The organism is Gordonia sesuvii (assembly GCF_036350415.1).
Taxonomy (GTDB): Bacteria; Actinomycetota; Actinomycetes; order Mycobacteriales; family Mycobacteriaceae; genus Gordonia; species Gordonia sesuvii.
The window spans coordinates 220,334-240,719 of sequence record NZ_JAZDUF010000006.1 but is presented as its reverse complement, the minus strand read 5'-3'; the positions used below and the strand labels follow the sequence as shown (position 1 = coordinate 240,719).

At 65.7% G+C, this 20,386-nt stretch carries 19 protein-coding genes; 9 read left to right on the top strand and 10 right to left on the bottom strand.

Going from position 1 to position 20,386, the window contains the following annotated elements:
• Nucleotides 1-59 precede the first annotated feature (59 nt).
• Nucleotides 60-2,537, top strand: coding sequence for an ATP-binding protein (locus tag VZC37_RS19595; RefSeq protein ID WP_330434981.1), 2,478 nt, complete (start codon nucleotides 60-62; stop codon nucleotides 2,535-2,537).
• A 61-nt stretch (nucleotides 2,538-2,598) separates the two neighbouring features.
• Nucleotides 2,599-3,234, top strand: coding sequence for a GNAT family N-acetyltransferase (locus tag VZC37_RS19590; RefSeq protein ID WP_330434846.1), 636 nt, complete (start codon nucleotides 2,599-2,601; stop codon nucleotides 3,232-3,234).
• Here the strand turns inward: VZC37_RS19590 and VZC37_RS19585 are convergent.
• The 7 genes from VZC37_RS19585 to VZC37_RS19555 all read right to left on the bottom strand — a co-directional run bounded on the left by VZC37_RS19585 (nucleotide 3,227) and on the right by VZC37_RS19555 (nucleotide 10,474).
• Nucleotides 3,227-4,729, bottom strand: a complete 1,503-nt coding sequence (locus VZC37_RS19585; RefSeq protein ID WP_330434844.1) for an amino acid permease — start codon at nucleotides 4,727-4,729, stop codon at nucleotides 3,227-3,229. The two genes, VZC37_RS19590 and VZC37_RS19585, sit on opposite strands and share 8 nt — an antisense overlap.
• Nucleotides 4,730-4,799: 70 nt before the next feature.
• A complete protein-coding gene (locus VZC37_RS19580) occupies nucleotides 4,800-5,018 on the bottom strand; it encodes a hypothetical protein (RefSeq protein WP_330434842.1) in 219 nt (72 codons plus the stop codon).
• Nucleotides 5,019-6,392, bottom strand: coding sequence for an ammonium transporter (locus VZC37_RS19575; protein ID WP_330434841.1), 1,374 nt, complete (start codon nucleotides 6,390-6,392; stop codon nucleotides 5,019-5,021).
• Nucleotides 6,393-6,579: 187 nt separating this feature from the next.
• Nucleotides 6,580-7,326 (bottom strand): succinate dehydrogenase/fumarate reductase iron-sulfur subunit, encoded by a 747-nt coding sequence (locus tag VZC37_RS19570; RefSeq protein WP_330434840.1) that lies wholly within the window; start codon nucleotides 7,324-7,326, stop codon nucleotides 6,580-6,582.
• A gap of 55 nt (nucleotides 7,327-7,381) precedes the next feature.
• Complete coding sequence (locus VZC37_RS19565) at nucleotides 7,382-9,304, bottom strand: fumarate reductase/succinate dehydrogenase flavoprotein subunit (protein WP_330434838.1); 1,923 nt, start codon at nucleotides 9,302-9,304, stop codon at nucleotides 7,382-7,384.
• A gap of 58 nt (nucleotides 9,305-9,362) precedes the next feature.
• Nucleotides 9,363-10,187 carry a hypothetical protein gene (locus tag VZC37_RS19560; RefSeq protein ID WP_330434837.1) on the bottom strand — a complete coding sequence of 275 codons (825 nt, stop codon included), beginning with the start codon at nucleotides 10,185-10,187 and terminating at the stop codon, nucleotides 9,363-9,365.
• Nucleotides 10,184-10,474, bottom strand: a complete 291-nt coding sequence (locus VZC37_RS19555) for a hypothetical protein (RefSeq protein ID WP_330434836.1) — start codon at nucleotides 10,472-10,474, stop codon at nucleotides 10,184-10,186. The genes VZC37_RS19560 and VZC37_RS19555 overlap by 4 nt, the downstream gene beginning before the upstream one ends.
• Before the next feature lie 280 nt (nucleotides 10,475-10,754).
• On the opposite strand from VZC37_RS19555, the gene VZC37_RS19550 reads away from it, so the two are divergent.
• Nucleotides 10,755-13,346, top strand: a complete 2,592-nt coding sequence (locus tag VZC37_RS19550) for a non-ribosomal peptide synthetase (RefSeq protein WP_330434834.1) — start codon at nucleotides 10,755-10,757, stop codon at nucleotides 13,344-13,346.
• A 4-nt stretch (nucleotides 13,347-13,350) separates the two neighbouring features.
• Here VZC37_RS19550 and VZC37_RS19545 read toward each other — a convergent pair whose 3' ends face one another.
• Nucleotides 13,351-14,127, bottom strand: a complete 777-nt coding sequence (locus tag VZC37_RS19545; RefSeq protein WP_330434832.1) for an alpha/beta fold hydrolase — start codon at nucleotides 14,125-14,127, stop codon at nucleotides 13,351-13,353.
• On the opposite strand from VZC37_RS19545, the gene VZC37_RS19540 reads away from it, so the two are divergent.
• Nucleotides 14,128-14,769, top strand: coding sequence for a MarR family winged helix-turn-helix transcriptional regulator (locus tag VZC37_RS19540; protein ID WP_431309452.1), 642 nt, complete (start codon nucleotides 14,128-14,130; stop codon nucleotides 14,767-14,769).
• 4 nt (nucleotides 14,770-14,773) lie between these two features.
• On the top strand, nucleotides 14,774-15,196 hold the full coding sequence (locus VZC37_RS19535) for a DUF1801 domain-containing protein (RefSeq protein ID WP_330434830.1): 423 nt from the start codon (nucleotides 14,774-14,776) through the stop codon (nucleotides 15,194-15,196).
• 46 nt (nucleotides 15,197-15,242) lie between these two features.
• On the opposite strand, the gene VZC37_RS19530 is transcribed toward VZC37_RS19535, so the two are convergent.
• Nucleotides 15,243-16,019 carry a glutamine amidotransferase gene (locus VZC37_RS19530; RefSeq protein WP_330434828.1) on the bottom strand — a complete coding sequence of 259 codons (777 nt, stop codon included), beginning with the start codon at nucleotides 16,017-16,019 and terminating at the stop codon, nucleotides 15,243-15,245.
• Nucleotides 16,020-16,268: 249 nt separating this feature from the next.
• Here VZC37_RS19530 and VZC37_RS19525 point away from each other — a divergent pair, with 249 nt between their 5' ends.
• From VZC37_RS19525 to VZC37_RS19510, 4 genes are all read left to right on the top strand, one after another.
• On the top strand, nucleotides 16,269-16,412 hold the full coding sequence (locus VZC37_RS19525; RefSeq protein ID WP_330434825.1) for a hypothetical protein: 144 nt from the start codon (nucleotides 16,269-16,271) through the stop codon (nucleotides 16,410-16,412).
• 102 nt (nucleotides 16,413-16,514) lie between these two features.
• Nucleotides 16,515-18,290, top strand: a complete 1,776-nt coding sequence (locus tag VZC37_RS19520; protein WP_330434823.1) for an ABC transporter ATP-binding protein — start codon at nucleotides 16,515-16,517, stop codon at nucleotides 18,288-18,290.
• Nucleotides 18,287-19,120: a serine/threonine-protein kinase gene (locus VZC37_RS19515; RefSeq protein ID WP_330434822.1), complete on the top strand. Its 834-nt coding sequence runs from the start codon at nucleotides 18,287-18,289 to the stop codon at nucleotides 19,118-19,120. The genes VZC37_RS19520 and VZC37_RS19515 overlap by 4 nt, the downstream gene beginning before the upstream one ends.
• A 147-nt stretch (nucleotides 19,121-19,267) precedes the next feature.
• Complete coding sequence (locus VZC37_RS19510; RefSeq protein WP_330434820.1) at nucleotides 19,268-19,861, top strand: hypothetical protein; 594 nt, start codon at nucleotides 19,268-19,270, stop codon at nucleotides 19,859-19,861.
• Between the two features lie 16 nt (nucleotides 19,862-19,877).
• Here the strand turns inward: VZC37_RS19510 and VZC37_RS19505 are convergent, their stop codons facing one another.
• Nucleotides 19,878-20,312, bottom strand: a complete 435-nt coding sequence (locus VZC37_RS19505; RefSeq protein WP_330434818.1) for a DoxX family protein — start codon at nucleotides 20,310-20,312, stop codon at nucleotides 19,878-19,880.
• Nucleotides 20,313-20,386: the final 74 nt, after the last annotated feature.

Below are 20,386 nucleotides of genomic sequence, written 5' to 3'. Positions count from 1 at the left end.
TGCATGGGCAGAGATACCTAGGTGTCGACACCCCAGACCCCTACACTCATGGGGTGCAAATGTTGGAGCGAGCCGACCAGTTGACGCAGATCAACGCGGCAATCGGCGCGCTCCCGACCGGCTCGGCGTTCTCCATCGCCGGTGAGAGCGGGGCAGGCAAGACGACCTTGGTCGGGCAGGTCTGCGCTGCCGCCTCCGACGTCCGAGTTCTCCGTGTCAGCTGCGATCCACTCGACATCCCGCGTCCCCTGGGCCCGATCAAAGATCTCGGAATCGGCCTCACTCCGGCCATGCTCGCCGAAGTGTGTGAGGCCACCTTCGCCTTTCTGAGCACCGAGCCCACAGTGCTGGTCGTGGAAGACCTGCACTGGGTTGACGCGGCCACCGGCGACGTGCTCCGTTTCCTCTGCCGCCGAATCGAGTCCATGCCGGTGGTCCTCCTGCTCACCCACCGAGAACTCGACGCGCAGGCGCCGGCCCGAGCGCTGCTAGCCGAGGACGTGGCGCGCGTCGAACTGCCACCCCTGAGCATCGCCGCGATCTCGGAGCTGGTGCGGGGCACCGGACTCGATCCGATTCAGGTCCACGCCGCGACCCGGGGCAACCCGTACTTCGCCACCGAGATCGCCCGGGACCCAGACCTGCCTATCCCGTCCACAGTGCGTGATGCGGTGCTGGCGCGGACCACCAAGGTCACCGCGGCCGATTTCGAGGTCCTACAACTCATCGCCGCCTCTCCGGATCGTGTCGCCGACACCGCCCTCCCCGCGCTGCATGTCGACTTCCCGACCGTGCGACGGCTGATGACGACCGGATTGCTGGAATGGGGACCGGGCGGAGTCCTGTTCCGGCACGAGATCGCCCGCCGCGCCGTCGAATCGACGATCCCGCCGGGTGGAGTCAGACACCTACACGCTCGCCTGCTGGACGCCCTGGAGCAGTTGGACGGGGTGGACGCATCGGTGCTGACACATCACGCCGTCGCAGCGCGCGATTCCGACCGCGCGTTCCGTCATGCCAGGGCGGCCGCCGAGGACGCGGTGCGCGGCGGGGCGCACACGGAGGCCGTCGCGTTCTACGAGATCGCCCTCGAACACCAACGCTCGGCTTCCACGCGCGAACGCGCAGAGCTCCTGCTGGCACTGGCCAACGAGCAGTACATGGTGAGCAGACTGCCCGAGGCGATCGCAACCGTGAACGCCAGCTTTCCCCTGTGGACCGAGCTCGACGACGCATCCGGGCTCGCGACGGCGCATACCGCCGTCGGCGTCTACGAGTACTACAGCGCGCAACGCCGTCGCGCCGAAACACATCTCACCCGCGCATCGCAGATCGCACACGAGAAAGGGGCCTTGGCGGAGTACGGCCACGCCCAGGTACAACTCGCCTTCCTCGCCTTCATGCGTGGCGACGAGGCCCACACGCAGGACCGACTGGCCGAATCCATCACTGCCCCAGGCGAGTTGATGCGTCTGTGGAATCTGGTCGTCGCCGACGCAGCCGCACTGGCCAGAGGCGACAACGCAGCTCGCACAAGGCTATTCGCTCACATGGAATCGGCTCGGGCATACGGCTTCGATGAGTTGGCATCGACCGTGTACTCACAGGTGGCCAGTCTCGACGTGGAGCAGGGGCGCTACCGTGCGGCCGTCGGTGTTCTGGACGTGGGCCTGCCGTTCACCGTCGAACGTGACATCCAGATCTGTCGACACTGGCAGACCGCTGTCCGCAGTCGGCTTCACCTCACACGGGGCCACTGGAGCGGAGCCCTCGAGGACGCGGACGCAGTCATCGACGCCAACGGCATGCCGATCGCGACGTTGTGGCCGCATCTGGTGAAGGCGCTCGTTCCGCTGCGGTGCGGCGCCGCTTTCGACGACGCCGAGGTCGAGGATGCGTGGGCGCTCTCCGAGCAGATCGACGAACCGCTCCGGCGGCTGGCGGTGCTGACTGCACTCGCCGAGATCAGCTGGATGACGGGTCATGCGGACCGACGGGTCCTCGACGCAGACACACTCGACGGTGACGGCGCCGAATGGGGCGCGGGTGGCCTGGCCGTATGGCGCCGGCGTCTCGGGCTGGCGACCGCGACCGGTGTCATCGCCGAACCGTACCGACTGTCCCTCGACGGACGGCACGCCGACGCCGCTCAATGGTGGTATGACGCGGGAGACCCGTTCTCAGCAGCCATGAGCTGGCTGGACTCCGACGAGCCGGCGCGAGGCGTGACGATCCTCGACGGCCTCGGCGCACTGGGAACCGCCGACCGTGCGCGCGCCATGCTCCGCGAACGTGGCGGCACTGATCTCCCCCAACGTCCTCGGCGTGCCACCCGAGCGAATCCCGGTGGACTCACGAATCGCCAGCTGGAAGTGGCCAGACTGGTCGCGGAGGGACTGTCGAACGCCGAAATCGCCACACGCTTGTACATTTCGCCGAAGACTGCCGACCATCATGTCTCCGCTGTGCTGACGAAGCTGGGGTTGTCGTCGCGACGTGAGGTGCTCGCGCAGGGCGCAGAGCTGGGCTTGCGTTAGCCGACGGCGTTGAGACAGCTCTGAGAGCGGGCTGAGAGATCCGGATGTGAGCGTGTTCGGCATGACACTGATTCACAACCCCGACAACATGCACAACCCACACAACGCTGACCACACCGCCGTCCCCGTCGACGTCGCCCCGACGACCGACCTGGCCACCGCCGGCGCGCTCCTGACGCAAGCCTTCGTCGACGACCCGGTGATGGTGTGGATGCAGCCGGACACCCGACGTCAGGCCGTCCTTTTCGACATCGTGCTGAAATACCTCCACGGACCGCAGGCCTGCCTGGACCTTGCGACCCACGACGGTCGCCCGGTGGGCGTTGCGGCCTGGGACCCGCCGGGCCACCGGATCTCCGCACGCAATCACGTGGCGTCCACGATCGCCATGGCCCGGGCGTTGGGGCCGCGGACACGACGCGGGATCGCCATGGAGCTGGCATTCGCGAAGCACCGACCGAAGGCGCCACATTGGTATCTCGGTCAGATCGGAGCGCCCGAACGCGGACAAGGCATCGGCACCACACTTCTGGAGGCCCGGCTCGCCGAGATCGAGGGCCCGGCCTACCTGGAGAGTTCCAATGAGCTCAACATCCCCCTGTACGAGCGCTTCGGCTTCCAGGTGACGGGCGAGATCACGTTGCCCTTCGACGGGCCACGGGTGTGGCCCATGTACCGGCCGAGCTCGGTCAGCTGATCAGCTCGGCGTCATGGTGGGCGGACGCCGCGGACGTGGGTGACAGATCCGCGGTGCGCAGATCCACTGTCGGCGAGTGGGTGATCAGTTTGTGGCCCCACCAGAGCCCGAGGAACACGATCAGCGCGCCATAGGCGGTGAGCCACAGTTCCAGATCCGCGGCGGTGCCGTCGCGGATGGCGCCGAGGTTCTGGCCGGCGATCACGAGGATGCACATGCCGAGCGCGATGACCGGCCCGGCGGGATACAGCCACGCCTTGTAGGGAAGCTCGTCGAGCGGACGCCCCTGCAGGTTCCAGGCACGCCGGAAGCGGTAGTGGGCCCAGGCGATACCCATCCAGGTGACGAAACCGGCCACCGACGACGCGGTCACCAGCCATACGTATGCCCGCCCGTCGCCCACCCTGCTGGCCAGGAAGCAGAGCGCTCCGATCGCGGCGGTCGCGGCCACCGCCATGATCGGGACTCCGGTGCGGGTGACCCGGCTGAACAGGCGTGGGGCGCTGCCCTGCACGGACAGCCCGTACAGCGCGCGGGTCGCGGCGAACAGACTGGCGTTGCCCGCGGACAGGATCGCGATCAGGATCACCGCGTTCATCATCGACGCAGCGACGGCAATGCCCGCCTCGGAGAACACGAGGGTGAACGGGGCGATCGCGATGTTCTCCTCGGAGGCATTGAGCAGGTTCGGATCGTTGTACGGGATAAGGAATGCGATGATGGTGAGTGTGCCGACGTAGAACAGCAGGATCCGGACGAACACGGTCCGTACGGCACGCGGGATCGCCTTCTTCGGCTCCAGCGCCTCGCCCGCGGCGACCGCGATCATCTCGGTGCCCTGGAAGGCGAATCCCGCGATCAGGAACACCGACAGCATGCCGAGCGGGAAGTCGACGAACGGCGCCTCGTCGATGGTCCAGTTGCTGAAGCCCGGCGAGGGTTGGTCGCCGACGACACCGAACACGAGCAGCGTGCCGACGATGAGGAAGATCACCACGGCGATCACCTTGATGGAGGCGAACCAGAACTCGGCTTCGCCGAACGCCTTGACCGCGAACAGGTTCAGCGCCAGCAGTCCACCGAGGAAGACCACCGACCAGATCCACGACGGTACGTCGGGCAGCCAGAATTTCATGATCAGGCCGGCCGCGACGACTTCGGCGGCCAGGGTGATCGACCAGTTGAACCAGTAATTCCATCCGGCCGCGAAGCCGAATGATTCACTCACGAACCGCTTTCCGTACTCCTCGAAAGGGTTACTGCACGGGATGTACGCCGACATCTCGCCCAAGCTCTGCATGAGGAAGAAGACCATGCACCCCATGAGGAGGTAGGCGGTGATGGCGCCACCCGGACCGGCGTCGGCGATGGTGGCGCCCGATGCCACGAACAGACCGGTCCCGATGGCACCGCCGAGGGCGAGCATGCTGATGTGACGCGTTTGCAGTCCCTTGCGCAGGGACTCGTCGGGGGTGATCCCCAGAGGACTGGACACCCGCAGATTTTAGCGGGTGTCCAGCAACTCGGCCCGGCGATCGCCATCATCGGCCGACGGCGGGTCCCCCTCAGTACACCGGCGGTTCACCTTCGGCCGCAGGGCCTTTCTCGATCGGCGTGTGCTCGATGATGGATTTGTAGGCGCGGTTCTCGTGGCGCACCATCGCGACGAAGAATCCGACGAAGAGCACGACCGCCAGCAGGAAGACGATCCAGACGCCCACCGAGAATCCACCGAAGGTGAACACCACGCCGGGGTCGTCGTAGGAGTCGATGGGGCTGAACATCTACTTCACCTCTTCTTTCGGAACCGCCACCGCGTCGGCGTCGGCTTCGTCGGTCGGTACGGCGACGATGTCGCCGGTGTCTCCGCGCATGAGGGTCACCGGAATGCCCTCGGGGTACGGCGTCGCCGGAACCTCACTGAGGTCGAGACCCTGTTCTTCCACCTCAGGCGGAATGCGCAATAGTCCGGCCTTCTTCAACGCCAGGGACACCAGGTAGGCCGGGATGAAGCCGAGCGCGGCGAAGACCGCGGCCCCGACGAGCTGACCCCACAGCGAGATCGACGGATTCCCGTCGGTGTTGGGGTAGCCGGCCAGGAAGATGCCGGCCATCGTCAGCGAGTAAAGGCCGATGCCACCATGCACCGACACGGCACCCACCACGTCGTCGATCTTGAACTTCTCCAGCAGTTTTCCGATGAACGGGATCAGTGCGCCCGCCCCCAACGCGATGAGGAATGCCAGGGCCGGGTGATACAGATCCAGGCCGGCGGCCACGCCGATCACTCCGGCGAGACCACCCGAGATCGTCCAGAACGGTTCTCCCCGAGACGTCATGTAGGCGCCGATGATGCCGCCGGCGAGACCCATCAGGGTGTTGAAGGCGAAGGCGGACAGCGTGGTCGGGCTGCCGTAGATGGTGGCGTAGCCCTCGTTGCTGTAGATGACGCAACCCATCAGGAACCCGAAGAAGCCGGTGAAGATCAGGAACAGTCCGAGCATCGTGAGCGGCAGGTTGTGCGGCCGGATGGTGACCGGGGTTCCGTCGGGCAGGAACCGGCCCCGACGTGGCCCGAGGTTGATCAGGATGCCGAGGGCGGCGAATCCGGCGATCATGTGGACGCAACCGGCCGCCCCGACGTCGTGGAAGCCGAGCTCGGTGAGCATCCAGCCTGCGCCGTGCCAGCCCCATGCCGCGCCGATGATCCAGACGACCGAACCGACGAGGACGGTGAGCACCAGGAAGGCGCTGGTGCGGATGCGTTCGAGCACGGCGCCGGACATGATCGAACCGGTGGTGGCGGCGAACAGTGCAAATGCACCCCAGAAGATGCCGCTCGCGGAGTCCGCGGTGTTCGGCCCCATGTTGTCGCTCCACGGCAACGCGGCCTGCGCGGCGTCTGTCATCTCGATGAACCCGCTGGGCATCGCGTTGTACAGGAACCAGCCGACGAAGAAGAACGAGGCGATGATGGTCGCGAAGGCGAGCAGATTCTTCATCGCCGTGGCGAGTACGTTCTTGGAGCGTGACGCACCGATCTCGTAGGCGAGGAAGCCCGCGTGGATCAGCATCATCAGGGCGATGGACATCCAGTAGAAAAATTCGTTGTTGACCGACCCCATCGTGGTGATGGCGTCCTCGACGTCTGGTGGCACGGGCAGACCTCCGCTGGCAGGAGTGTTTCGCAACAGTGTTCGGCGCGCACTATCGGTGTACGCAGATTTGACCTTAAGTTAGCGAACGTTTCGTCGCGTTCCTCGATGGTTAATGCGACGTAAATCGCTGGCCGTCGCCTGCAAGGTCAGCTGCAGCAGCGGTGATCTTCTTTGCCAGTGTGATGCGCTAGCGGCGAAAGAGTTTGTTGCCCAGCCACACCAACGGGTCGTAGCGGCGATCCACCACGCGTTCTTTCATCGGGATCAACGCGTTGTCGGTGATCTTGATGTGCTCCGGGCACACGTCGGTACAGCACTTGGTGATGTTGCACAGTCCCAGGCCGTGTTCGGCCTGTGCGGAATCGCGCCGCTCCGCCACGTCGAGCGGGTGCATGTCGAGCTCGGCCACCCGCATGAGGTAGCGCGGGCCGGCGAAGTTCTCCTTGTTCTCCTCGTGATCGCGGATCACGTGGCAGGTGTCCTGACAGAGGAAGCACTCGATGCACTTGCGGAACTCCTGCGACCGCGCCACATCGACCTGCTTCATCCGGTACTCCCCCGGCTTCAGTCCTTCGGGAGGCGTGAACGACTGGATCTCGCGGGCCTTCGCGTAGTTGAACGAGACGTCGGTGACCAGGTCGCGGATCACCGGGAATGTCCGCATCGGGGTCACCGTGATCACCTCGTCCTCGGCGAAGGTCGACATCCGGGTCATGCACAGCAGTTTGGGTCGCCCGTTGACCTCTGCCGAACAGGATCCGCACTTGCCGGCCTTGCAGTTCCAGCGCACGGCGAGGTCGGGTGTCTGGGTTGCCTGTAGCCGGTGGATGATGTCGAGCACCACCTCGCCGTCGTTGGCGAGCACGGTGTAGTCCCGGAGTTCGCCGGAATCATTGTCACCTCGCCAGACCCGGAACTTCGCGTCGTAGCCCATCTGCTCTCCTTGTCGCGGTCAGCTCTCCCTGTCGCGGTCAGCTATCCCCGTCGCGTCAGCTCTCGCCCCCGGCGTCGGGGTGCCCGGCGATCTCACCGGCGGTGTAGTACTTCTCGATTTCGGGGAAGTCGAACAGCTCCAACAGATCCGGACGCATCGGGACCTGTTCCTCGGTGACCACCGAGACCTCCGGGACGGGTGAATCGTCATCTCTGTCGGCGGTACAGACCAACAGGGTGTTGCGCCAGTTCGAGTCCATCGACGGGTGGTCGTCGCGGGTGTGACCGCCGCGGCTCTCGGTACGCAGCAGCGCCGCCTTGGCGACACATTCGCAGACCAGCAACATGTTTCGCAGGTCGAGCGCCAGGTGCCAGCCGGGATTGAACTGGCGATGACCTTCCACCTGCACGGAACCCAATCGGCCGCGCAGGTCCTCGAGGACGGTGATGGCCTCCTGTACCTCGGACTCTTTTCGGATGATGCCCACCAGGTCGTTCATCGATTGTTGGAGGTCGGTGTAGAGGCCGTAGGGATTCTCCGGCGTGCCGTCGGAGACCGGCCCGAAGGGCGCCAACGCGAACGCCGCGGCCCGCTCGATGGCGTCGGCGGCGATCGCGGGCCGGTCCGGCAGCGACCCGACGTAGGACGCCGCTCCGAGGCCGGCCCGCCGCCCGAACACGAGCAGGTCCGACAATGAGTTGCCGCCCAACCGATTCGAGCCGTGCATGCCGCCGGAGCATTCGCCGGCGGCGAACAGGCCGGGCACGCTCGATGCCGCCGTGTCCGGATCGACCTCGATCCCACCCATCACGTAGTGGCAGGTGGGTCCGACCTCCATGGGTTCGGCGGTGATGTCGACGTCGGCGAGTTCCTTGAACTGGTGATGCATCGAGGGCAGCCTGCGCATGATCTCGTCGGCGGGCAGGCGGGAGGCGATGTCGAGGTAGACACCGCCGTGCTCGGTGCCGCGACCGGCCTTGACCTCTTCGTTGATCGCGCGGGCGACCTCGTCACGGGGCAGCAGATCCGGGGTGCGGCGGGCGCTGTCGTTGTCGGCGAGCCATTTGTCGGCCTCGTCCTCGGATTCGGCGTACTGCCCCTTGAAGACCGGCGGGATGTAGTCGAACATGAACCGCTTGCCCTCGGTGTTCTTCAGGACCCCGCCGTCGCCGCGCACGCCCTCGGTCACCAGGATGCCCTTGACGCTGGGCGGCCACACCATCCCGGTCGGATGGAACTGAACGAACTCCATGTTGATGAGGCTCGCTCCGGCACGCAACGCCAAGGCGTGGCCGTCGCCGGTGTACTCCCAGGAGTTCGACGTCACCTTGAACGACTTGCCGATACCTCCGGTCGCGAGCACCACCGCCGGCGATTCGAAGACGACGAATCTGCCGGACTCGCGCCAGTAACCGAATGCCCCGGAGATCTTATCGCCGTCTTTGAGCAGTTCGGTGATGGTGCATTCGGCGAACACCTTGATGCGCGACTCGTAGTCGCCGGTCGCGGCGTGATCCTCCTGCTGCAACGAGACGATCTTCTGTTGCATGGTCCGGATCAGTTCCAGGCCGGTCCGGTCGCCGACGTGCGCCAGCCTCGGGTAGGTGTGGCCACCGAAGTTGCGCTGGGCGATTCGTCCGTCGTCGGTGCGATCGAACAGCGCGCCATAGGTTTCCAGCTCCCAGACCCGGTCCGGCGCCTCCTTGGCGTGGAGTTCGGCCATCCGCCAGTTGTTGAGGAACTTGCCGCCACGCATCGTGTCCTTGAAATGCGTCTGCCAGTTGTCCTTCGAGTTGGCGTTGCCCATCGACGCAGCGCATCCGCCCTCGGCCATCACGGTGTGGGCCTTGCCGAACAGCGACTTGCAGACCACCGCGACCGAGTAGCCCTTCTCCCGAGCCTCGATGACCGCTCGCAGACCCGCACCACCGGCTCCGATGACGACGACGTCGTACTTGTGGCGTTCCGGTTCGGTCATCTAGCGGAAGCTCCCAACGTGAAATCGATTGTGCGACAGAAAGTACAAAGGCATCAGATCAGCCCACGAATCTCAGGTCGGAGATCGTGTTGCTGGCGACGAGCATGACGTAGAAGTCGGTGAGCATCAATGTGCCGAGGGTGATCCAGGCGAACTGCATGTGCCGGGTGTTGAGCTTGGAGACCTGAGTCCAGATCCAGTATCGGATCGGATGTGCCGAGAAGTGTTTCAGCCGGCCGCCGGTCACATGCCGACATGAATGACACGACAGCGTGTACGCCCACAAGAGGGTCACGTTCACCACGAGGATCACGTTGCCCAGACCGAATCCGAAGCCCCCGCCCTCACCGTGGAACGCGAGAATCGCGTCGTAGGTGTTGATCAACGAGATGATCACGGCCGCATAGAAGAAGTAACGGTGCGCGTTCTGGATGATCAGCGGAAGTCGGGTCTCCCCGGTGTACCGGCCGTGCGGTTCGGCCACCGCGCAGGCCGGCGGCGACAGCCAGATCGAACGGTAATAGGCCTTGCGGTAGTAGTAGCAGGTCACGCGGAAGCCGAGGAGCAGCGGCAGGATCAGGAAATTGAGGGGAATCCACATCGGGAGTTCCGGGAACGGTGTCCCGAAGTGACTCGATCCCGGCACGCACGACTCACTGAGACACGGCGAGTAGAACGGGGTCAGATAGTGATACTCCTCGACCCAATAGGCACTGCGGACGAACGCACGGACCGTCGCGTAGACGATGAAGGTCGCCAGCCCGAGGGTCGTCAGCAGCGGCGACAGCCACCATCTGTCCACTCGAAGGGTTCGCGCCAGGATGCGCGCCCGTCCCGGAGAGAAAACCCCGGTAGCCTCCCGCTCAGACGCGGGGGCGCTCACTTCGTTCGCTCACGCGAATGGAAGCCCAGCCCTTCATCCTGCGCACCGAGCCAGGCCGCCTCGTCCGACTTGCTGTCGGGTACATAGACGACGTCATCCTTGTTGACCGTCCTACGAAGGGGCGGTGGTGCGTGCTCGAAGTCGTGCAGGTCGATCTCGAGCCGGTCGAGGTCGTTGGTCATCCGACGAACGGCGTCGACGTCCCCGTACAGCGACTTCAACGTCTCGATGTGATGCCGCAGCGCTCCGATGTTGCGATGAAGATCCTTCATCTCGGCCGTCATCATGGCGTTCCCTCCAAGGCTGTGTGATATGCACCACAGTACTGGCAGGGACCTTCCAGTCAACGTCTTTGACCGAACGTGTCCGCCCCGCACAGGACCGGTCGCCGACCGCGCGGTCGGCCCGTCAACCCCATCCGATATAGGTTGAGGGAGAGTTCCATGCCCGTCTCGAACGGTCGTGGTCGACGACGACGGCGTCGATGACGGGCTGGTCGCAGCGCGGTCGCCGCCCCACAGCCCGGAGCCGCCCGCCCACAGCCCCAGGTCTCCCGGAGGAGGTCCGATGAGTAGTTCCGATGAGATGGTGCCAGCGCAGCCGCACACGCCCACGCCAGGTGACCCCGCGAGTTCAACAGCCGCCGCGCGGTGGCGTGAGATCGCGTCCACGCATACCGACGAAGTCGCGATCTGCACGCCGGAGTCGTCGATCACCTTCGGCCGGGCCGCGGCCCTCGTCGAGGCCCAGGCACGCGCGATCGCCGCGTTCATCGACGATCCGGCCCGGCCGGTCGCCGTCGACATCGAGTGCGACGTCGACTCGGTGGTGGCGATGCTGTCCGTCGTGTGCTCGGGCCACCCCCTCGTGCCGCTGGACCCGTTTCTACCGGCCGACCGCCGGGCGCACATCCTCCGCCTCAGCGACGCGATCCACCTGGGACCCGGCGACATCGCTGCCCTCCCGCCCGCGGCCGCACCGGCACCCGAACCGGCCCCCGAGGATCCGGCGGTGCTGATCTTCACCTCCGGGTCGACGGGAACGCCGAAGGGCGTCGTGTTGTCGCAGAAGATGCAACCCAACCACGCCCAGGACGGCCGCGACTTCATGGAACTGGGTCGGGGTGACCGGGCCGCGGTACTCCTACCGCTGAGCTTCGGCGGCGGGCTCGACGGGATGTCGATGAGTCTGTTGAACGGCGCAACGATGCACCTGTGGGACGTGCGCCGACGGACCGCCGTCGGGCTGCGGGACTGGCTCGACGCCGAGCAGGTCACCACAGTGCATTGCACCCCGTCGCTGCTGCGGTCCTGGCTGGGCGAACTTGCAGGAGAGAACACGGTGGACAGCGTCCGCTTGCTGAGTACGTGTGGCGAACCGTCCTACGGCGGCGACATCGAACTGTTCCGGACGAAACTGGCGCCCCAGGGAACGTTCTGCGTGTGGGCGGGCGCCTCCGAGGTCGGCGATCTGGCATTCAACGTGTTCGGCCCGGACCGGGAGGTACCGACGGGCGTCCTCGGCGCCGGTCGTCCCGCCACCGACAAGCAGATTCGCGTCATCGACGAGAACGACTACGACGTGGCAGCCGGTTCCATCGGTGAGGTCATCGTGGAGTCCGCACACATCGCGCTGCGCTATCACGGGGATCCCGAGATGACCGCGCGCCGGTTCAGTCGCATCGACGATGGCCGGACGCGTTACCGCACCGGGGATCTGGGACGCTTCGACGAATCCGGCCGGCTCCAGCTCCTCGGCCGCGGAGACGACGCCATCAAGATCCGCGGATATCTCGTCGAACCGCTCGAGGTCGAGGCCGCGGTCCGCGAGCTTCCCTGGACGGTCGACGCCGCGGTCACCGCAGACCGCGACGCCGCCCGCCTCGCCGCGTACATCGCGATCGATCCGGCCAAGTGGAGCCCGTCAACGGCGGAGATCCGTAAGGAGCTCGGGAAGTCGTTGGCGGCGTGGATGATTCCGCAGGACATCGTGGTCGTCGCGGAGATCCCCCGCAACGAACGCGGAAAAGTCGACCGGGCGGCGCTGCCGACCCCGCCCCCGCCGTCCACGCCGGAACCACCTCGGGGTCTCACGGAGCGCGGGCTGCACATGCTGTGGTGCGAGGTCCTGGGCCTCGAATCGGTCGGTCGCAATGACGACTTCTTCGCGCTCGGCGGCGACTCGCTCGCCGCGGCCACGATGGTCACGGAGGTGCGCGAGCATCTGCAGGTCGAGGTCACCACGGCGATGCTGAACGAGGGCCCCACGATCGCGGAGTTCGCCGCGTCGATCGAGACGGCCAGTAAGGAACGGTCGAAGAACGCCACCGGAGCGACGATCGTCCAGTTACGTCCGGGCACCGGCCGGCCGATTTTCCTGATCGCCGGCGCCGGCAGCCTCGGGACCAGCCTGACCCCGCTCGCACGCGCCCTCGACACGGATCGCCCCGTAGTCGCCATCCAGGCGCGCGGCATCGAGAAGCGTGCTCGCGCAGATCGATCCGTACGAAAGGCGGCGGCGCGAGCGGTCTCCGACATCCGATCTGTCCAGCCGGACGGCCCGTACCAGATCGGTGGGTACTCGCTGGGCGGATTCCTGGCGGTGGAGGCCGCGGCACAGCTCGCCCGCGACGGACAGGCCTGCGACGAGGTGATCGTGCTCGACTCGGTGATCGACCCGATCCTTGCCGATCGGTTGCGAGCGGGTCGGTTCGGATTGCTGTCCCGGCTGCCGTTCCGGCGGAGTTCGCTGAGCAGCGCCGACGAGGTCCTGCCGGATCGAACCGGTGACGAGAACCCGACTCCCAAGGCCCCGCTCCCGGCGCGGGTGCTGCAGCAGGTCGGGCAGCGGGTGCTCGTCCATCTGTCCGGACTCGTCCGCCTACCCCCGGTGTTGCAGTGGGTGGTGTTCTTCAACCTCGGGACCCGCATGATCCGCCGTCACCGTCCGAGCCCGTATTCGGGTGCGATCACAGTGGTGCGGGCCCGCACCAACACCGACGGACCCGAACTCTGGGGATTCTTCACCACCGGTCCGGTGCGGACCGTCGACATCGACGCCGATCACAATTCGATGATTCGGGTGCCGCACGTGAGCCAGACCGCTGGTGCGATGGAATCGGTCCTCGGCAAGACGCCGGCGGCGTCGGGTGTGGGCTGACCGGTCAATGCAGAGCCCGTCCCTGGTCACGTAGCCCTTCGTCGAGCGCGTTGCGAACGACACCGGCCAGTTCGTCGGACGGTGACATCGGAAGCGTGTGATGGGTTCCCGCGGACAGCATCACCACTGATGCGGCCGGCATGAGGTCGGCAACGCGGTCGGCAATTCGTGGCGGGCGGTGAACTCGGCTCCCCGGTGCGAGCACGACGGTGACCCGGTGACCATTCAGTCCCGCGAGGTCCGTTCGGCCGGGCCGGCGGGGAACGACCGTCCGAGATGACGGAAACCCCTCGGCACCCGACGCGACGAGCTCGACCCAATCGGCGTCGAGCGCTGCGCCATCGGTTTCCCAACCGAGAAACCTGCGTTCTCGACGTTCGTTGGGGCGCAGCAGAATCGGTAATGCGTGCATCAGGTACCGCGGGCTGATTCCGGCGAAGCACGAGTTGGGATCGAGCAGGATCAGCCGACCCACCCGCTCAGGGAAGCGCACCGCGTAGGCGAGCGCGAGCATCGCTCCGTACGAGTGGGCCACCACATCCACCCGCTCACATGATGTTTCGGTGAGAACGGTGTTCACCCACGCACACAGATCATCGACGGTCCGGAGGCGGTCGCCCGTGTTGCGACTCCGGCCGGGGTCCCCGATCAGGTCCGGCGCGACGAATCGGTGACCGGTTCCGCCGATCCGTTCGATCAACGCGGTCCAGGCCATCGACGTCGCCCCGCCGCCATGAAGGAGCAGGACCGGCGGGCCGTCGGGCGGACCGGTGACGGTCACATGCGTGATGCCGAACCGGTCGGCGGCCTGTCGACTGGTCGTGTCATCAGGCCAGCGTCGGAGCAGCCGCCCGTAGGCGTTCGAGAATCGCCGGCCGAGGTCGGTGCCAGGAAAATCCGCGAGTGCGAGCTTGTTCGCCACACATTTATCTCAACAGTTGAGTATCTTGATTGTCAAGATAAATCGAAGGGAATCCTCGTCATGCCCGACCGTCGGTCGAACATCGATCTCGTCCATCAGATCCGCGCACTCAGCATCCGCGTCAACCTTCTCGGCGCGGAGTTCGCCCGGCAGATCGGGATGCACCCGACCGACGTGCGTGCGCTGATAGCCCTACTCGACGCGCAGCGCCACGGCCAGGTGGCGACGCCGGGATGGCTCGGTGCCGAACTGCATCTCAACAGCGCCACGGTGACGGCACTCGTCGATCGCCTCGAGCAGGCCGGACTCGTGGCGCGCGAGAGGGACCCGGCCGATCGGCGGCGCGTGGTCCTGACCGTGACGGACAAGGCATCCGATCTGGGCTGGCAGTTTTTTGGCCCGGTCATCGACCGAACACTTGACGTTCTGGACAGCTACCCACAGGACGAACTCGACGTGATCCGATCCTTCATCGGCCGGATGAATGCGGCAGTAGGGTGAGTTCATGGCGATCAAGACCCAGCCCACCGACGCCTCGGTCCCCGAGTTCCTCGACTCCGCATCCCCTGCCCGCCGCGTGGACGAAGGACATCAGATCGACGAGATCATGCGGGCCGAGACCGGCGTCGAGGGGGTGATGTGGGGGCCGTCGATCGTCGGATACGGCACCTACCGGTATGTGTCGCCGTCGAAAACCTCTCGGACACAGGGCGACTGGCCCAAGGTGGGATTCTCGCCCCGCAAGTCGGCGATATCGTTCTACGGACTGAAGGACCTGCCGGACGGCGCCGCCCTCCTCCCCGAGCTCGGCAGCTACACGGAGGGGGCGGGCTGCGTCTACGTGAAGCGGTTGGATCAGATCGACCTCACAGTGCTTCGTCGGCTCATCCGCATCGCTTTCAGTCGGGGCGACGACCCGCTCCCCTGACCATTGCTGCGGCGCCGTTCGGGGGGTCAGGTCGGACGCCGAGACGTCAGCGCAATCCGGTCTCACCTGATCTCGGGCGACGATAGCGCTGAACGAACCTGGCCAGGATCGCCGCGGGGTACCGCGCGTCACGTGCATGTGCCGCGACCTTCAACGAATCCGCCTCCTCCGGCGCGAAGTAACCGAAGTCGCGGTAGACGTCGATCCTCGTCGCAAGGCCGGCGGCATCGAGTTCGGGGTGGAACTGTGTGGCGTAGACGTTCTCGCCCACCCGAAACGCCTGGGCCGGACATGTGGGCGAGAACGCCAGACGCACAGCGGTCTCCGGCAACGTCGACGCGGCCTCCTTGTGACCGCCATACGCGTCGAAGGAATCGGGCACGTCGACGAACAACGGATCGGCCCGGCCGTCGGGCGTCAGCGTGATTCCCACCGCCCCCACCGGCTCGCCGTACGTCCGGTCAATCCGCGCCCCGATCACCGATCCCAGCGTGCCCACGCCGTAACAGCAACCGAGAAAAGGAAAGTCGGCGTCGACGACCCGAGACATCAGGTCAAGCAATTCGTTCTCGACCCGCCGCTGGGTCTCGGTCTTGGTCGGCGTCGGATCGCTGACGTTGAACGGCCCACCTCCGAGGATGATGCCCGACCAGTCGTCGAGGTCGACGTGACCGAGCTCCTGCCGAGACACGTTGAGCGTACGCAGATCTGTTGCTGCGAGACCACCGAGACGCAGGACCGAACGCTCCTCGTCGTCGGCCGCCTGCGGTTCGGCTCGGATCGACAGCAGCAGAAACGGCAGGTGGGTTCGTGTGTTCTCCATGAGCCTCTCGCCGTCGGGACCACATCCGGTGTGATCCACGCCTGCACTGTCGTCGACAAACCAGCACCTTACCGATGCCCGTGGTTGGTCGGCAGGCGAAGCCGTCACGAGCCCTGGCGCACATGAAGATTTACTCATGATCGGTTCATGGTGACCTCATGGCATCCGGCGAGAGTACTCAGTAACTCCGAAATCGGGGTTCCGGTCGCGACGATGTGGCCGGGTACAGATGAACAGAGAGGTCTCGACATGTCCCACTCCGCCATCTTCAGCGCTCTGCAGCCGGCTCTGCGGGGATGCAACGTGATCACGTCGACCGATGATCGTCGCCGGCTTCGCTGCCCGCGTCCGCGTCCGCGTCATCGTCGTCGGTTCGTCACCACCACCGACTGACGCACCCAGGCGTGACATCCGGGAGGTGGCAGTTCGACACCACCTCCCGGATCGTCGCTCGAGTTCGCATCCCTTCCGTTCGAATCCACGAAACGAGGCCTGGTGACCACCGACAAACGCTCGCGTGTGGCCGCGCTGCTACGTCCGACCGCCGACGACACCCCGTTGATCGAGCTCTCCGCACAAATGACGCTGGTCGAGGTCTTCCGCGCCTTCTGGCCACGCCTGCGCCCGCTGCGATGGTGGCTGTTGCTCAGTCTCGGGCTACTGGTGGCAGCACCGCTCATCGCGGTCGCCGAGATCCGGTTGTTTCAGTCGTTGGTCGACACCGTGCTGGTCCCAGCGGATTTCGCCCCCATGCTGTGGATCGGTGCCGCCTTCATCGGTCTCAACATTCTGGCGGCCGTCATCGACGGCTGCGACGACTACCTCGGGACATGGATCTCGCAGAAGTTTCTCACCGGGCTTCGCCGCGACACGTTCGCCCACGTGTTGGCCCTACCACCCCATCGCCTCGACCAACGCCGGTTGGGCGACGTCATCAGTCGGCTCACGTCGGACATCAGCACCGTGGAATCGTTCATGGTCAGCCAATTGACCCGCGGCGTCGGACTGCTGTGCACGCTGGTCGTCTACATCTGCGCCTTGTTCTGGATGCAATGGCAGCTGGCACTCGCATCCATGATCGTCATCCCGTTCTTCTGGTGGGCGGCGAAGCGGTTTGCCGACTACACCAAGACCGTGTCGCGAGAACGTCGGCGGCGAGCGGGTTCACTCACCGCTATCACCGAGGAGAGCGTCGGAAACGCAAGCCTGGTACAGGGTTACGGCGCCGAGGACCGGGCGATCGCCGATTACGACCGGCAGAACATCGCGATCATGGAGGCCGAGCTGACCGGCAGCCGGATTCGTGCGCTGTTCCTACCGATGGTCGGCCTGCTGGAACTGGTCGGCATCCTCGTGGTGATCGGGCTCGGTGTCTGGGCGCTGTCGACCGGCCGGCTGACGCTGGGCGGTGTCCTGGCATTCCTCACCCTGCTCGGTAGTTGCTATCGGCCGATTCGTGGTCTCGGCGACCTGCTCCCAGGCCTGTTCTCGGCCAGCGCCGGCGTGGAGCGTGTGCGGGAGCTCCTCGACGAGCCCGCCGTCACCGACCCGCCGTCGGCCCGCACCCTGCCCCGACCCGTGACAGGCATATCGATCGACAACGTCAGCGCGCGATATCCCGGTCGTGACCGGGACTCGATCAGCGACGTCGACCTCGACATCGCTGCGGGGGAACGGCTCGCCATCGTCGGGCCCAGCGGCTCGGGTAAGACCACCATCGCCCGACTGCTGACCGGCACCCTGACCGCATCGTCCGGCACGGTGCGACTCGGCGGACACGACGTCACCACCCTGACGCGGGCATCCATCAGATCCGCGGTCACCACCGTGGCACAGGAGACGCTACTCATCGACGCCACCATCGCTGACAACATCGCATTCGCCCGGCCCGGCGCCACCCGAGACGAGATCGAACACGCTGCGCGTCGCGCCGGCGCCCACGAGTTCATCACCGAACTGCCCGCGGGATACGACACCCGCGTCGGACAGCGCGCACGCATGTTGTCCGGCGGACAACGCCAACGACTCAGTCTCGCCCGGGCGTTTCTGCACGGCGGCGACCTGATGATCCTCGACGAACCGACCACTGGACTCGACCCCCGAGCCACACACCACCTGATGTCAACGCTCGCCCGGGAGCGCGACCGCACGTGGGTCGTGCTGACCCATGACCCGCTTGTGCTCGAGTACGTCGACCGCGTCGTCTCGCTCGGGTCGGTGTCGAGCTCGAGCACGCCCACCGTCGACCCTTCGATGAGTGGCGTCCGATGAGATGGCGGCGCACCATTGCGGAGGATCCGACCCCGTTCTACGACGGCATCGAGTTGCTGTCCTTGATGGCCACCGGCAAACGGACCAGCACCTGGGACGCGTTCGACACCGTCCGTGGCACCCGATGCATCGTGAAGGTCATCCGGCATCATCGTCGCGACGACCACGATGTCCGGCAATCGGTGCTCCGTGAAAGCGCGGTACTCGCCGAGCTCGATCATCCGCACATCGTCCGCGGGTACGGGCTGCTCGCCGACGGCACGCAGCCGAACCAGCCCCTGGGGTTCGCCATGCAGACGATGCCGGGCGCCACCCTCGACGCGGTCATCGACAACGGTCGACTGAGCGTTGCCGACACCGTGCAGCTGGGCATCCAGCTGTCCTCCGCTCTGCAATACCTGCATCGCCACAAGTGGATTCACCTGGATGTGAAACCGGCGAACGTGATCGTGCACGGCGGCCAGGCGGCCCTGATCGACCTCGGCATCGTGGCACGTCAGGGTGAACACCGCACCGGGTCGGGGACGCGGGGTTACCTGTCTCCCGAGCAGGCAGACGGCCGCCCCCTCACATCGCAGGCCGACACGTTCGCGCTCGGAATCACCCTGCTGGAGGGACTTTCGGGCGAGATGCCGTTCGGCGACGAATCGATCTGGAGGTCTCGACGACGTATACCGGTGTGGCACAGACGTATGCCGACCCGACCACAAGGCTTGCCGACGCATCGCGCGCCTGAGCTCGCCGGTCTCCTGTCCGCCATGATGCACCTCGACCCGGTGCACCGGCCCACGATGTCCGAGGTGTCGCAACGACTACGAGGACTGGCCTGATCCGACGGACCGAGTTCTCGTTCTTGCTATTGCAAGTTCAGGACTAACGAAATTTATGTGTCCGAATTCTCGATCTCGAACAAGATCCGCTGATAGCGTCCGAATTGTTATGAGATAGATCACACTCAATGGAGAGGACTGTGCCAAATGCAAGTACGAGCGTGGGCGATGAGTGCCACCGCGGCGGCCGCGGTGGTCGCTGCTACGGCAGCCTCCGCAGGGTCGGCGGGCGCATGGGGTAACGACCCGGGCGGCGAGAATGTCGGCTCGGGATTCATCACGAATGGCGAGATCGCCATCTTCCTCGAGAACAACACCGGCGAGACGATCGACTGCGGTATATACGTGTATCCCGCCGATCAGGTGGCGAACGTGGTCACCGGCGCGGCACTCAAGAACATCGCATTCGCCGCGTATGCGATGAACGATCAACTGCCACTGAACGATGCCCTCGCGTTTGCGGACACCGTGCTACCGCCGACGAGCGCAGCACTGTTCAACGAGCAACGGACCGTTGGCGCCGGGGCCAGCGACGTGGTCGAGTTCACGCCCACGACCGTGGCCGCGTCCTACGCCGGCTACGTCCAATGCGAGAGCCCGGACACCGTCGGCAATTCCAGCACCGAGGACGAGGACTTCTCCGGCTTCCGCATCGGCCCCGAGTCGAACGGCGGTGGGGAGCCGGGTGATCCAGACAAGCCCAACCCGTGGGGCAGCGTGGAGGACATCTTCTCGTCCTGACCCGTCCCGACCCTCATCAGCGGTCGTCGCGGGGTTCCGCTCTGCGGCCGTCAGTGCCGGCGAAGATCGCCCAGATCACCAGCACGGGTTGAAAGAACAGGCGCGTCAGGCGTTCCGCGTCGGTGTCGAGGCCGAATGCGTCGATGTGCTCGACGTATTGATGGATGTTGCCCGGGAACACGGCCACGAAGAACGCGGCCACGACCCACGAGACGAGTCTCCGGTATCGCGGGAGCGCGATGAGCGCGATCGCCAGCCCGATCTCGACCGCACCCGAGGCGAGGACGACGAAGTCCTTGTCGAACGGAACCCAGTCGGGCACCTGCGCCTGGAACTCGTCCCGCTGCGCGGTCAGATGGCCGATGCCGGCAATCGCCAGGATCACGCCGAGCGCGATGCGGGCGAACGCCCGGAGTCGAGGTTGGCGAGTGGTGTTCGGTGTCAACAGCATTGGTCCCCCCGGCAGTTCGTGACAGCCACGACGGATCAGTCGCAGCCCGCCACCAACGCTAGCCGGATCTTCTG

Excerpts from the sequence above, each read along its gene's own strand:
- VZC37_RS19535 (WP_330434830.1), top strand. The coding sequence starts at position 14,774 with ATGGCGATCAAGACCCAGCCCACCGACGCCTCGGTCCCCGAGTTCCTC.
- VZC37_RS19555 (WP_330434836.1), bottom strand. The coding sequence starts at position 10,474 with ATGATGACGGCCGAGATGAAGGATCTTCATCGCAACATCGGAGCGCTG.
- VZC37_RS19565 (WP_330434838.1), bottom strand. The coding sequence starts at position 9,304 with ATGACCGAACCGGAACGCCACAAGTACGACGTCGTCGTCATCGGAGCC.
- VZC37_RS19525 (WP_330434825.1), top strand. The coding sequence starts at position 16,269 with ATGTCCCACTCCGCCATCTTCAGCGCTCTGCAGCCGGCTCTGCGGGGA.
- VZC37_RS19510 (WP_330434820.1), top strand. The coding sequence starts at position 19,268 with ATGCAAGTACGAGCGTGGGCGATGAGTGCCACCGCGGCGGCCGCGGTG.
- VZC37_RS19595 (WP_330434981.1), top strand. The coding sequence starts at position 60 with ATGTTGGAGCGAGCCGACCAGTTGACGCAGATCAACGCGGCAATCGGC.
- VZC37_RS19590 (WP_330434846.1), top strand. The coding sequence starts at position 2,599 with ATGACACTGATTCACAACCCCGACAACATGCACAACCCACACAACGCT.
- VZC37_RS19580 (WP_330434842.1), bottom strand. The coding sequence starts at position 5,018 with ATGTTCAGCCCCATCGACTCCTACGACGACCCCGGCGTGGTGTTCACC.
- VZC37_RS19550 (WP_330434834.1), top strand. The coding sequence starts at position 10,755 with ATGAGTAGTTCCGATGAGATGGTGCCAGCGCAGCCGCACACGCCCACG.
- VZC37_RS19540 (WP_431309452.1), top strand. The coding sequence starts at position 14,128 with ATGCGTGATGCCGAACCGGTCGGCGGCCTGTCGACTGGTCGTGTCATC.
- VZC37_RS19505 (WP_330434818.1), bottom strand. The coding sequence starts at position 20,312 with ATGCTGTTGACACCGAACACCACTCGCCAACCTCGACTCCGGGCGTTC.
- VZC37_RS19530 (WP_330434828.1), bottom strand. The coding sequence starts at position 16,019 with ATGGAGAACACACGAACCCACCTGCCGTTTCTGCTGCTGTCGATCCGA.
- VZC37_RS19570 (WP_330434840.1), bottom strand. The coding sequence starts at position 7,326 with ATGGGCTACGACGCGAAGTTCCGGGTCTGGCGAGGTGACAATGATTCC.
- VZC37_RS19515 (WP_330434822.1), top strand. The coding sequence starts at position 18,287 with ATGAGATGGCGGCGCACCATTGCGGAGGATCCGACCCCGTTCTACGAC.